This is a genomic window from Arthrobacter tecti (genome assembly GCF_054511355.1).
In genome coordinates, this window is the sequence record NZ_JBTNCT010000008.1 from 132,602 (window position 1) to 144,750 (window position 12,149).

Consider the following 12,149-nt stretch of genomic DNA (forward strand, 5'->3'; position numbering starts at 1 on the left):
ACCATAGCAAGGCGCCCCTGTCAGGCGGCAGGTTTCTCAGGCAACTGCTGAAGAGCCCACGTGTTGCCGTCCGGATCCGCGAAGTACACGAACCTGCCCCATGGCTGCTCATCCACTGCGCTGGCATCGACGCGGTTTGCGAGCAGGTGTTCCCGGGCCGCATCAGCGTCGGGAACCACCACCTGTAGACCCTTTTGGGACCCTGCAGCCATTTCAGTGACTCCTTTGCCGAGGACAATCGAGCACGCAGACCCTGGAGGGGTCAACTGGATGAAGCGGACGTCCTCACTGACCGTGTAATCGTGGTCAAGGGTGAATCCAACCTGGTCCCGGTAGAACGCAATGGCGCCATCGGGATCTGAAACGGGGATGGCAACCAGCTCAATCTTCCAGTTCACGAGTAAACCTTTCCATAGGGCGTAAACGCTGTCGATAAGAAACAAGGTATAAGCAATTCAGGTCAGATTATGTCCGCATTCCGATGCGTTGGTTGAGGTTCTTAAACCTGAAGACAAGAACGACGACGGCGCCTCCGCACCTTCGGGCCGCGGGCTGCCGCGTACTAAGGACGACGCAGAACTGGTCGATGGGGTAGCCTCCAGTAGGCCCCGCGGATGAGTCCCCAGCAGCTGCATACGGTTTGATCCGAGATATGAAGCATGCTTATGATTCAGGGGTAGTTCAACGTTCAATGAGTCACCAGCCCGGCTCAGGGGAGTGTCGGGTGGAAAGCATCTATGGTTCCCTTTGCTCCAGAAGCCGGCAATCACCCTGCCGAGACAACCGAAAAACCCAACGGCGATTCGCCGCTGAGCCTGGCCGAGGAGCTCCGGAATTCTGCCCGACGGATCCGTGACCTCGAGCGCGTGCGTGTGCAGCTCGCAGGCACCCTGCTCAACGTGCAGGAAGCGTGCGCCACCACGAAGGATGTCGAACACGCGCAGCGGCTCTTGTCCGCAGCGGTTCGCGACCTTGAGGATATCGACACACGGCTGTTCGAAGCCCGCACTGACCACGATTCATTGGAATCCTGCGGAGATGCGCTCGCGAGCTGAGCTGAAGACATGAGCGGCTTCGCTGACTACCGGCCCGGACAACCCGGAACCAGGGCAGATCTGACGCTCCAGCCAGCCACGCAGGCGGACCTCGAACCCATGCTGGCGCTTCAGAAACTCGCCGGACGGCCCACTTCCCCGCAGTCACTGGGCGCGGCGATTGACGACGTCGGACGCCTCGTCGTAGTCGCGTTCGCAGGGGACGAACTGGCCGGCTGGTCAAAAACCCACTTCTACGAGGAACGCGACGGGGCAGCGCCGCCGGGGCAGTACTTGGGCGGAGTGGAAGTGGCGCCCGCCTGGCGCCGCCGAGGGGTGGCGACTGCCCTCACCGATGCACGGCTGAACTGGATTGCAGAGCGTGCCGAATCAGCCTGGTACACGGTCAATGTTGGAAACCGGGCGTCCCTGGAACTGCATCGCCGGTGGGGTTTCACCGAGGTGGCGCGGGCGTCGTCGTTTCATGGCGTCGAGTTCAGTGGCGGTGTCGGATTGCTGCTTCGCGCGGACCTGTAGTCAAGCCGCGGAACCGTTGACTGTGCGCATGTGACGGTGCTTCGAAGCCGTGCCCGGTGCGGCAAGGTAACGGGTTTGTACTGGCGAAGGGGTGAACTCTCCGTCGGCTAGCAGGCTCATTACCCACGTAGTTCCCGCTTGGCCGCATCCGCATTGGCGGCTGCGCGTATTCCTCGAGAATGTGTGCCGTCCAGCCGGCGGTGCGGGCCAGCCCAAAGATTCCGGGTCCGGCGTCGGGCGCCATGCCCGCACCCGTTGTTAGCACAGCCAGAGCAAGGTCGATGTTGGGCATGTGGTTGGTCCGGGATGCAACGACGCCGGCAATCCTGTCCGCGACCCGGCTCACCTCCCGGTACCGGGGCTGGGCTCGCATCAACCCGAGCAGCAGGTGTGCCCGCGGATCCCGGCGCGCATAGAGCACGTGCCCAAACCCCGGAATGCCCCGGCCGTTTGCAACCGCACGCGAGATCGCTGCTTCCGGGTTGCCGGTGGCGAGTGCGTCCTCCAGCATCGCTGCCGCCTGCGTGCTCGCATGCCCGTGAAGCGCGCTGTCGAAGGCGCCGAAAGCCGCCATCAGTGCCGCATACGGATGCGCCCGGGCCGACGCCGCCACCCGCCCTGCCAGCGTGGAGGCGGCGAGGTCGTGGTCGGCCAGGAGCACCAGCGCCGCGTTCAGGATCTTCACGTCGGCCGGCTCGGGTGAGGCCGGGCTCAACTTCCCCCAAAGTGACGCGGCGAGGGAGCCGGAACCGGAAGGGCCTGCCTGCGGAAGTACCTCCACCATGGTGCCTATCGCGCGGGCAGCCAGGCTCCGCGCCGTCGTCGGCGTCGGATCCCACCTCACGGGGTCGTGGATGCTTGAAACAAGCAGGCTGTGCTGGAACCAGTCGATAGGGCGCGCGCCCGGAAGTTTCAATCCCTGGACCGTCTCAACCACCCTCCCGAACGGCGCGAAGTCCAACGTGCCGGTTGCCTCCCAGAGCAGCCCGGCCACCTCTTCGAATGACGTGTTCCTCGCCAGGTCCGCAGCCGGTACTCCCCGGAAATACAGTTGGTCATCCCGCAGCAGGGTGATTGCTGAATCCACGACCATCAGTGGGGAGCCGCTGACTGGAGGATCAGTACGACGACGGCGCCTCCGTGCCAGCGCCTCAACCTCGAGCGGGTCGAAGGTGGAGCCCCTTTCCTCCTCGGAACGCTCACTGTGCAGCAAGCCGCGGGAGACGTAGGAATAGAGCGTGGCGGGTTTGACCTGCAGCCGGGCAGCGGCCTGCGAAGAAGTCAGGCGTTTCATATTGATCCAATCAATGTTGATTACTTCAGCATCAATGTGAGTGCTGCAATGGTAACAACGCCGTTCGAGGAGGAATCATCATGCTTACCGCAGCCAGAACCGACAACGCACTCATTGACGTTCCGCAGGGGCTCGCCAACGTTGTGGTCGCCGAAACAGAACTTGGGGAGGTCCGTGGGCAGGAAGGCTTCTATACCTACCGGCAGTATTCCGCGGTGGAGCTGGCGCGCACCAGGACTGTGGAGGAGGTCTGGTATCTTCTGCTTCGTGGCAGCCTGCCGGACCGCACCGGTGTAGCCGACCTGCGGCAAGCCGCTACCGGTCTGTCATCGGCAGTCCGGGAAGCGCTGCCGGTGATCGCACGCGCCGGCTCGAGCGACCCGCTCGCCGGCCTCCGCACCGCCCTTTCCCTTGAGGGCGCTGCCATGGGTGTGCGCCCGTTGTATGACCTCTCGTCCGAGGACCGTGTTGGGGAGCTTATCCGGCTCGCCTACGCTGTGCCGGTGCTCAACGCTGCGCTGTACCGGGGGCGCGCGGGGCAGGACCCAATCGAGCCCGACCCGGCGCTGGGTTACGCCGCAAACTACCTGTGGATGGTCAACGGGACGCAGCCCACCGAGCAGCAGGCATACGCGCTCAACACCTATCTGGTGGCGGCGCTCGATCACGGCTTCAACGCATCGACGTTCACTGCACGAGTGATCGCCTCAACCGGAGCCGACGCCGCGGCCTGCCTGGTGGGCGCGCTCGGCGCACTGTCCGGTCCGTTGCATGGCGGCGCACCGGGACGGGTCCTGGAAATGCTGGACGAGATCGGTTCCGAGGAGAATATTGACCGCTGGATCACCGGGCAGGTTCGTGCCGATCGGCGGATCATGGGCTTTGGGCATCCGGTATATCGGACGGAAGATCCACGCTCCCGCCTGCTCAAGGAGCTCGCTGTGCGGCTTGGCGGTCCACGGGTTGAGTTCGCGCTCTCTGTGGAGGAGAGGATTCACGTCCTGCTCGAGGAACTCAAGCCCGGGCGGCAGCTGCACACCAACCTGGAGTTCTATACCGCCGTCGTGATGGAGGCTATCGGACTGGACCGGACGCTGTTCACGCCCACGTTCGCAGCGGCACGGGTACTGGGCTGGACAGCGAACATCCTCGAACAGAGCGCCGATCCGAAGATCATCCGGCCTTCGGCCCGTTACGTGGGACCGAAGGCGCCGGTGCCCGTGCCGTAGTTACGCATGCTGGTGCCAGGACACCCCCGGCAACTCCCGCCAGATCCCGCAAACGCGCCGGTAACCGGCGCGTTTGCGGTCGAAGGGGTGTACCGCCGTCCCCGGACCCGCTAAAGGATCGGCCGGCCACCGGTGACGGCGATTCGCGCACCGGACATATAGCTGCCGTCATCGGACGCCAGGAGCACGTACGCCGGAGCGAGTTCGGCAGGCTGGCCGACCCGGCCCAGCGGAGTGTCGTCGCCGAACTGCTCCACCTTCTCCTCAGGCATGGTGGACGGGATCAGCGGCGTCCAGATCGGCCCGGGGGCCACACTGTTCACCCGGATACCCTTCTCCCCGAGCAGCTGCGCGAGGCTCGCTGAGAAGTTCGCGATCGCCGCCTTGGTGGCGGCGTACGGGGCGAGCTGTGGACTCGGCATATCCGAGTTGACCGAGGAGCTTCCGATAATCGAGGAACCCGACGCCATGTGCGGAAGCGCCGCCTTGACAAGGTGGAACATCGCCGAGATGTTGACCTTGAAGGTGTATTCCCACTCCTCCTCGGTGATTTCATCGAGGGACTCGTGGCTCATCTGGTAGGCGGCGTTGTTCACCAGTACGTCCACCTTGCCGAACTCCTGGACCGCCTTGTCGATGATGTCGCGGCAGTGCTGCGGTTCGGAGAGATCGCCGGGCACGAGGACCGCCTTTCGTCCCGCTTCCTCAACGTAGCGCGCGGTCTCGCGGGCGTCGTCGTCCTCGTTCAGGTAGGAGATGAGGACATCCGCGCCCTCGCGGGCGAAGGCGATCGAAACTGCCCGTCCGATTCCGCTGTCGCCGCCCGTAATGACGGCGCTCTTCCCGGTGAGCTTTCCGCTGCCGCGGTAGCTTTCCTCGCCGCAGTCAGGCTTGGGCGTCATCTTCGACTGGACGCCCGGTACATCTTGTTGCTGTGCTGGCTGGCCCATGGGTTTCCTCCGGGCTAGGGGAACTTTTGTGCAGCTCTGGTTACTTCACGACGCCGGAACCCGCCAAAGCTGCACGAAAGTTCCGGGGTGGAAAGGCAGAACGGGCCCGCCGTTCGGGGGAAACGACGGACCCGGGTTCTGGTGGTACTAGCGGTTGAACACGCCGCTCAGTACGTTCTTGGGGCGCTGCATCTCGCCCTGCTGTGCTCCGAGGACTATTACCGCGGCGCTCAGTGCGGGAAGCGTCCACTGGAGGATCTTCAGCTGCTGCTGTGCTTTGGCCAGTTCCTCCGGCGCGCCGGGCTTCGGTTCAGTTGCACCCTCGCCGCCGTGCTGGCTGAGTTCGCCAACCTTCTTGCCTAGAATTCCGGAGTACAGCGAGGCTGCCATGCCGACAACGGTGATGGACGACTTGACTACGGTCGAAGCCACCGCGCCGTCCTGCCCGCTGAGGCGGCCCTTGTTGCCGGCAATCAGACCAATACCGCCGATGGCATGCGCCCCGAACGCCGCGATCTGCACGGGAGTCCACCGTGCCCACCCGATGGTCGAGAGGCGGGTGCGCTCCTTCGGATCCTTCGCCTCGGCTGCCGCTCCATTGAGGCCGACGGCGCCCATCAGCGAACCGCCGAACCAAGCCGCAGCACTGAGATCGTGTAGGGATCGTGCCAACATGTTTCCTGCCATGATGCTCTCCTTTGACTTGGGGGTCTCCGTCAAAAACTAGACGGCCTAACTTAATGTTTATCAGCCTGCTTAGCATTTGGCGAGTGGCAATTCTGGCCGGGCGACCCGCAGTACGATCAAAAGGTGCTTCCGTTCCTGCTTTTGGCCACCCGCGCGGAGGATGACGCGGCAATGGGTGAATACCGCGCCTTCCTGAATTTTGCGGGCCTAGCGCCGTCTGACCTGCGCCGCATCCGGGTTGAAGAAGCCCCGCTGCCGCACATTCGGCTGGAAGAATATTCAGGAATTTTCCTCGGCGGCAGTCCCTTCAACTCGTCGGATCCCGAAGAGTCCAAGTCGCCAAACCAACACCGCGTGGAACGCGAACTCGGCGAGCTGCTGGACCGTGTGATCGAGGCGGATTTCCCCTTTCTTGGCGCATGCTACGGGGTGGGAACGCTCGGGCGCCGCCAGAAGGCAGTCATTGACCGCACCTTCGCTGAGCCCATTGGCTCGGTGGAAATTTCAATGAACGACGACGGCGCGCGGGACCCGCTGCTGGCGGGCCTGCCGCCCAGCTTCGAAGCGTTCGTCGGCCACAAGGAGGCCTGCTCCACGCTGCCGGCGGGCGCGGTGCTGCTGGCGTCGTCGTCGTCATGCCCGGTGCAGATGTTCCGGGTGAAACAGAACCTGTACGCCACCCAGTTCCATCCCGAACTGGATGTTGAAGGCCTTGTCGAGCGGATTCGCATCTACCGGCACGCCGGTTACTTCCCGCCGGACCAGGCGGATGCCGTGATCGCCCGGGCGCGGGCGGCGAACGTCAGCTGGCCGCCGCACATCCTGCGGAACTTCGTGCTGCGTTACGCCCGGGACTAAGCACATCGACTAGGCAGGACACGCCGCTTTTCGCTTCCGCTTTACGGCGTGTCCTGCCAACTCGATGAGGTTTCCTGCACCTCTCCTGTGCCAATCCTTGTCCTGCGCGGTGCCCGAATCCGCTAGCGTGTTGCCTAAACCGGATGTAAGCATGGGGGAATCATGGCGGCAGGAGAGGGTGCGTCGGACCGCGCACGCCAGGCGGGCGAACGGGTCGAACGGCTGCGGCAACAGCTGCAGCAGGCCGAGCGCGCCCAACGCGCGTGGGAAGCCGGCGCCCTCGGCGAAGCGCTTGTCGCCGAACGCCTTCGCGAACTGGAGGACGACGGCTGGTTCTTCCTCCACGACGTGCACTGGCCGGGCCGACCCAAAGCGAACCTTGACCACATCGCGATCGGGCCGGGCGGCGTCGTCGTTATTGATGCCAAGAATTGGACCGGAAACGTCCAGCTCCGCCACGGCGAACTCCGCCAGAACGGCTACCGGCGCACCTCGACCGTCGACTCGGTCCTGGAACAGGCAGGCGCCGTCGCGGTGTTGCTCGAGCCGCAGCACCGGCAGTCGGTTTCCGGGTGGCTGTGCCTGGTGGGGCAGCCGGAACTGCGCGGAACCACGAAGAACGGCGTGCGGATCCAAGGTTTGAACGGCCTTCCGGACGCCCTGCGGACCCTCCCTCCGGTGCTCGACGCTGCGACCGCGCGGGCAATCCGCGGCTACCTCGAGGAACTCCTCGGCGGTTCGCGCAGCCCCGGCCTCTGGACCACGGCCCAACTGGCGGCGCCGGGCAGGAACGACGCCGCGTCGTCGACACTCACCACCCGCCGAACCGCTTCCCGCGCCCAGCCCGTTCGACAGCACTCAACCCGCCGCCGCACACGCAAGCACCTGAGCGTGACCGGTGCGGTGATTCGGTTGTCGCTGGTTGTCATCGGAATCGTTGTGCTGCTGAACATCTACCAGGGGTTGTAGGGTCGATTGACAAGTCTTCAACCCCAGGAGCACAGATGGCACAGCACGACGACGGCGCCCGCGCCACCCAGCCCCACCGCGGCCAGGATTCGGGCCATCAGTCGCCGCATCACCAGGTCCTGATCATCGGCGGCGGAAACGCGGGTATCTCCCTCGCCGCCCGGCTGAAGCGCTACCGGGTGAGGGGCATCGCTGTTGTCGATCCCAGCGAGCAGCACCTGTACCAGCCGTTCTTCTCGCACATCGCAGGCGGGACAGCGAAGGCCGAATCGGCCGTCCGTCAGCAGGAGAGCGTGATTCCGAAGGGTGTCACCTGGCTTCGCGATGCCGCCACCGGCATTGACCCGGATACGAAGACCGTGGCCCTGAGCTCGGGGCGCTTCATCACCTACGAGCACCTGGTCATCTGCCCCGGCATCCAGAAGAACTGGGACGGCATTCCCGGGCTGCAGGACGCACTCGATTCGGCGCACGGCGCGTCGAACTACAGCCTCGACCTTGCTGTCAAAGCCTGGCGCCTGCTCAGTGGTCTTCGTTCCGGCACCGCCGTGTTCACGATGCCGGACGGGCCCATCACCTGCGGCGGCGCGGCACAGAAACCGATGTACCTGGCGTGCGACTACTGGCGCTCGCAGGGCGTCCTGCAGGATATCCGCGTGGTCCTGGCCGTGCCCACACCGACGGTATACGGCGTCGAAATCGTTGACGAAGAGCTGAACCGGAAGATCACTGAATACGGGATCGAACTGCGCTGCAGCACCGAACTTGAGTCCGTCGACGCCGGAGCCCGCACAGCTACCCTCCGGAACAACGTGGATGGCTCATCGAAGCAGCTTCAGTACGACGTCCTCCACGCCGCGCCGCCGCAGTCCGCGCCCGGTTGGATCAGGGACACAGGCCTGGCCGACGACAACGGCTTCGTTGCCGTAGACAGCTCCACCCTCCAGCACGTCACGCACTCGACGGTGTGGTCGCTCGGAGATGCAGCGGGTACGGCCAACTCGAAGTCCGGTGCCGCGCTTCGGCAGCAGACCAAGGTGGTCGCGAAGAACCTCAAGGCCGTGCTGGACGGGCATTCGCCCACCCAGCAGTACAACGGCTACGGTGCGTGTCCGTTCACGGTCAGCCGGTCAACCGTGGTGCTTGCCGAGTTCGACGGCGCCCGCACGCTCAAACCTACGGTCCCGGGTTGGAAGGGCCTCGCTAAGGAACGCCGCCTCACCTGGCTTGTGGAGCGGTACGGGTTCATCCGGCTCTACTGGTACGGGATTTTGAAAGGCTGGGCCTAGGAGCCCGGTTCCATGCATGCCCTCAGCCGCTGGATTCCTGAACGGATCCGGGTCTTGACGGTTGGCACAGGTACGTTCAGGTGCTCAGCAACCTGGGTGTAGGTGAGGCATTCGTAGTAGGCCAGATTGATCGCTTCGCGCTGAAGCTGGGTGAGCTGTTCCAGGCACTCGACAACCCGCGCCGCTTCCATCCGGTCCGATACCGCGTCGGCAACCACGTCCCTGTCCGGAAGGTAATGCTTGACGCCCCAGGCCGCTTCCCGCGCGGTTCCGCTGTGTTCGGACCGGACCTTGTCCACGGCCCGGCGGTGGGCGATGGTCATCAGCCACGCCATCGGGCTCCCGACGGCGGGGTCATACCTGTGGGCTTGTTCCCACACCATGAGGAAGACGTCCTGGGTGGTTTCCTCACTCAACTCCGGGTCCACGATGGTGCGTCGGGCAAGGCCGTACACGCGCTTATGAGTGCGTTGATACAGATCGGCGAACGCGTGCCGGTTACCCTCCGCCGTGCGGCGGATCAGGCCGACCAGTTCGGCGGCATCACCCGCCGTGGCTCCCCGATAGTTCGGGTCCGTCGACGTCATGTCGGACCCGCAAGCACGCGAAACACCGTACTCGAGAAGGAAGCACCGGCTTTGCTGCCCGGTGTATAGCGTCTGCCCATAGACGGTTCTCTTCGTGTGCAGCTCCCATGCGGTCAGATGAGAGCGAACAAGAACATGTCCGACGGTAACCGAGGCCGTCTTTAACCAACATACCGCACGAAAACGCGCACGTCAGGAGTTAGTTAGCTTGTCGAACTGTCTTCGTCGGTGCTGCACTTAGGCAGCGAAACCGTTGACTTTGCGCATACGGAGGTGTGCGGATGCGGCGTCGTATACGTGAAGGAAACGAATCCGCGGCTAAAGCGCCTCCGGCTATCCCACGCGCCGGCCGCGGTACACCGCGTCGGCGACGGCCAGCTTGGCGCCGTCGGGCCCGCTCGCTTCACGGGGCCGGTCCTCGGCCACCACGGTCTCCCAGCTCGGGCCGAGCAGCTGCACCATGTCCTCCGCCGTGAAGTAGAGGTCCTGGTGCACCGGGCGCCGTGCTTCGCTTTGCAGGTCCGAGAGCGAGTGCCCAACAATCAGCAGCGTACCGCCGGGAGCCACGGCCTCGGCGAAGCGTTCGAAGAGCGGTACCCGCTGCTCAGTCGGCAGGTGCATGTACTGCGCTGTCACCAGATCGAAGGCCTGTGCAGGAGGAGTCCATTCGGTGAGGTCCTGGTGGACCCAGCGCACCGGCGGGTGGCCGTCGTCGAGCTCTGTTTCGTGCTCCGCCGCGCGGACCAGCGCCACGGACGAGATGTCGACGCCGGTGACCTGCCACGCGCGGCCGGCAAGCCACAGCGCGTCCGCACCTTCGCCGCAGCCGACGTCGAGCGCCGTTCCGGGTTCCAGGTTGGCGGACTCCGCGACGAGTTGCGGGTTCGGATTCCCGCTCCAGATCCGATGCTTCTCGCCGTAGCGGGCGTCCCAGAAGGATTCGTCGTAGACGGGGGTGTCGTGGTTATGCATCAGGAAACCCTTTCTTCGATTGCGTTCACTCGAGCCCGGTAAGCAGCCAGGTCCGCTTCCAGTTCTTCTGCCATGAGGGAGTTGTTGATCGCAACCGCGGCTGTGGAACCCGAAGCCGCGGACGGCAGTACCTGCAGCATCAGGTTCGCAACGTTTCCGGCTGCCCACACGCCGTCGACCTTCGTGGCGCCCATCTCGTCCACCTCGAGGTGTTCGCCAACGCCCATCGGATGCTGGACCGGGGCCAGGCCGAGCCCGGCGAAGATGCCCGTATTCGCAACGAACCGTGGCGCGACGGTGAGCGCTTCGATGGGGACAGTTCGGCCGTCGGCGAGTTCCACGGCGGCGAGGCGGCCGTCGTCGTCGTTCTGGAGGTTGGTCACCGCACCGTCCACAACGGTGATGCCCCGGGCAGCGAACTGCTCCCATTCGGTCTCGTTGGGCTCAATAGTGTTGTTGAGGAAGAGTGTGATGCGGCTGCTCCACTGCCGGAACAGAAGCGCCTGATGAAGGGCCATGGGGCTGGTGGCAAGGATGCCGATCGCGCGGTCGCGGACTTCCCAGCCGTGGCAGAACGGACAGTGGATAACGTCCCTGCCCCAGTGCTCGCGAAGGCCCGGGATGTCGGGAAGCTGGTCCGTCAGGCCGGTAGTCAGGAGCAGCCGGCGGGAGCGCAGAACCGTGCCGTCCTCGAGGGTGGTGCGGAAGCGGTAGCGGGGATCGTCGTCGTGGGCGGCGTTGATCACCGTTCCGGGGATGATGGTGCCGCCGTAGGATTCGACCTCGGTGCGGCCGATTTTCAGGAGCTCTACGGGGTCCATGCCTTCGCTGGCGAGGAAGCCATGAACCCCGTCAGCGGGGGCGTTGCGTGGGTGGCCGGAGTCGACGACGGCGACGCTCCGCCGGGTGCGCCCGAGCATCAGGGCGGCGCTGAGACCGGCGGATCCGCCGCCGATAACGACGACGTCGAAGGTGTTGGAAGAATTCGTCATGTATTCAGGATGGAACGCATTCCACAAACTAGCAAGAAAGCTTGCTGAAGTGGCAAAATGGGTCCATGACGGAAGACATTGGTGAAGCACTGGCGGCAGTCGGCCCACGGTTGAAGGCGTTGCGGGTAAAGCGGGATGTGACGCTGCAGTCGCTCTCGGAATCCACCGGCATTTCCGTGAGCACGCTCTCGCGGCTTGAAGCTGGTCAGCGCAAACCGAATCTCGAGCTGCTTCTTCCGCTGGCGCAGGCGCATCAGGTTCCGCTCGATGAGCTGGTGGGCGCACCGACCACGGGTGATCCGCGGGTCCACCTTCGGCCCATCGACGTGGGCCGCGCCACCGTCATTCCGCTCACCAAGCGGCCGGGCGGAATCCAGGCATACAAGTACGTGCTGCCAGCCGATATGCCGCGTGAAGAGCCCGACCTCAAGGTCCACGAAGGCTACGAGTGGCTGTACGTATTGAACGGGAACCTGCGGATGATCCTGGGTGAGCTGGACCTGGTCCTGCCGGCCGGTGAAGCGGCGGAGTTCGACACCCTTGTGCCGCACTGGTTCGGAAGGGCGGATAACGACGCCGTGGAGTTCCTCAGCCTCTTCGGCCGCCAGGGGGAGCGGCTGCACCTGCGGGCGAAGAGTACCTAGTGTCCTGCGCCGGTAGTTCGTTGCATTAGTCGTGATAGGGATTCCAGGATCTCATCGGCGGTCTTGGTCCACACGTAGGGTTGCGGGTCCTCGTTCCAGGCTTTCAC

The 12,149-nt window shown here is 64.5% G+C and carries 14 protein-coding genes; 7 read left to right on the forward strand and 7 right to left on the reverse strand.

The features are described 5' to 3' along the window. Window positions 1-20: 20 nt before the first annotated feature. Window positions 21-398, reverse strand: a complete 378-nt coding sequence (locus ACX80C_RS11210; protein WP_459326544.1) for a VOC family protein — start codon at window positions 396-398, stop codon at window positions 21-23. 339 nt (window positions 399-737) lie between these two features. On the opposite strand from ACX80C_RS11210, the gene ACX80C_RS11215 reads away from it, so the two are divergent. Together ACX80C_RS11215 and ACX80C_RS11220 are read left to right on the forward strand one after the other, a co-directional pair. Beyond that, window positions 738-1,055, forward strand: a complete 318-nt coding sequence (locus ACX80C_RS11215; protein ID WP_459326545.1) for a hypothetical protein — start codon at window positions 738-740, stop codon at window positions 1,053-1,055. Window positions 1,056-1,064: 9 nt separating this feature from the next. Further along, the gene (locus tag ACX80C_RS11220; RefSeq protein ID WP_459326546.1) at window positions 1,065-1,571 is read left to right on the forward strand and encodes a GNAT family N-acetyltransferase; all 507 of its coding nucleotides are present in this window, start codon (window positions 1,065-1,067) and stop codon (window positions 1,569-1,571) included. Here the strand turns inward: ACX80C_RS11220 and ACX80C_RS11225 are convergent. Then, window positions 1,531-2,865, reverse strand: a complete 1,335-nt coding sequence (locus ACX80C_RS11225; RefSeq protein WP_459326547.1) for a citrate synthase — start codon at window positions 2,863-2,865, stop codon at window positions 1,531-1,533. The genes ACX80C_RS11220 and ACX80C_RS11225 overlap by 41 nt on opposite strands. 80 nt (window positions 2,866-2,945) lie before the next feature. Here ACX80C_RS11225 and ACX80C_RS11230 point away from each other — a divergent pair, with 80 nt between their 5' ends. After that, on the forward strand, window positions 2,946-4,094 hold the full coding sequence (locus tag ACX80C_RS11230) for a citrate synthase (protein ID WP_459326548.1): 1,149 nt from the start codon (window positions 2,946-2,948) through the stop codon (window positions 4,092-4,094). A 110-nt stretch (window positions 4,095-4,204) separates the two neighbouring features. Here ACX80C_RS11230 and ACX80C_RS11235 read toward each other — a convergent pair whose 3' ends face one another. Further along, window positions 4,205-5,044 carry a glucose 1-dehydrogenase gene (locus ACX80C_RS11235; RefSeq protein ID WP_459326549.1) on the reverse strand — a complete coding sequence of 280 codons (840 nt, stop codon included), beginning with the start codon at window positions 5,042-5,044 and terminating at the stop codon, window positions 4,205-4,207. A 147-nt stretch (window positions 5,045-5,191) separates the two neighbouring features. Further along, window positions 5,192-5,731: a hypothetical protein gene (locus ACX80C_RS11240; protein ID WP_459326550.1), complete on the reverse strand. Its 540-nt coding sequence runs from the start codon at window positions 5,729-5,731 to the stop codon at window positions 5,192-5,194. A 123-nt stretch (window positions 5,732-5,854) separates the two neighbouring features. Between ACX80C_RS11240 and ACX80C_RS11245 the strand changes: the two genes are divergently transcribed. The 3 genes from ACX80C_RS11245 (at window position 5,855) to ACX80C_RS11255 (ending at window position 8,847) form a co-directional block, all read left to right on the forward strand. Beyond that, complete coding sequence (locus ACX80C_RS11245; RefSeq protein ID WP_459326551.1) at window positions 5,855-6,589, forward strand: glutamine amidotransferase; 735 nt, start codon at window positions 5,855-5,857, stop codon at window positions 6,587-6,589. 162 nt (window positions 6,590-6,751) lie between these two features. After that, entirely contained in the window at window positions 6,752-7,558 is an 807-nt protein-coding gene (locus ACX80C_RS11250) for a nuclease-related domain-containing protein (RefSeq protein ID WP_459326552.1), read from the forward strand. Between the two features lie 35 nt (window positions 7,559-7,593). Beyond that, window positions 7,594-8,847 (forward strand): NAD(P)/FAD-dependent oxidoreductase, encoded by a 1,254-nt coding sequence (locus ACX80C_RS11255; protein WP_459326553.1) that lies wholly within the window; start codon window positions 7,594-7,596, stop codon window positions 8,845-8,847. Here ACX80C_RS11255 and sigK read toward each other — a convergent pair. From sigK to ACX80C_RS11270, 3 genes are all read right to left on the reverse strand, one after another. Continuing rightward, window positions 8,844-9,434, reverse strand: a complete 591-nt coding sequence (sigK, locus tag ACX80C_RS11260; RefSeq protein ID WP_459326554.1) for an ECF RNA polymerase sigma factor SigK — start codon at window positions 9,432-9,434, stop codon at window positions 8,844-8,846. The genes ACX80C_RS11255 and sigK overlap by 4 nt on opposite strands. Window positions 9,435-9,767: 333 nt before the next feature. Then, the gene (locus ACX80C_RS11265) at window positions 9,768-10,406 is read right to left on the reverse strand and encodes a class I SAM-dependent methyltransferase (protein ID WP_459326555.1); all 639 of its coding nucleotides are present in this window, start codon (window positions 10,404-10,406) and stop codon (window positions 9,768-9,770) included. Beyond that, window positions 10,406-11,398 (reverse strand): NAD(P)/FAD-dependent oxidoreductase, encoded by a 993-nt coding sequence (locus ACX80C_RS11270; protein ID WP_459326556.1) that lies wholly within the window; start codon window positions 11,396-11,398, stop codon window positions 10,406-10,408. The genes ACX80C_RS11265 and ACX80C_RS11270 overlap by 1 nt, the downstream gene beginning before the upstream one ends. 65 nt (window positions 11,399-11,463) lie before the next feature. Between ACX80C_RS11270 and ACX80C_RS11275 the strand changes: the two genes are divergently transcribed. Beyond that, window positions 11,464-12,042: a helix-turn-helix domain-containing protein gene (locus ACX80C_RS11275; protein ID WP_459326557.1), complete on the forward strand. Its 579-nt coding sequence runs from the start codon at window positions 11,464-11,466 to the stop codon at window positions 12,040-12,042. Window positions 12,043-12,149 lie beyond the last annotated feature (107 nt).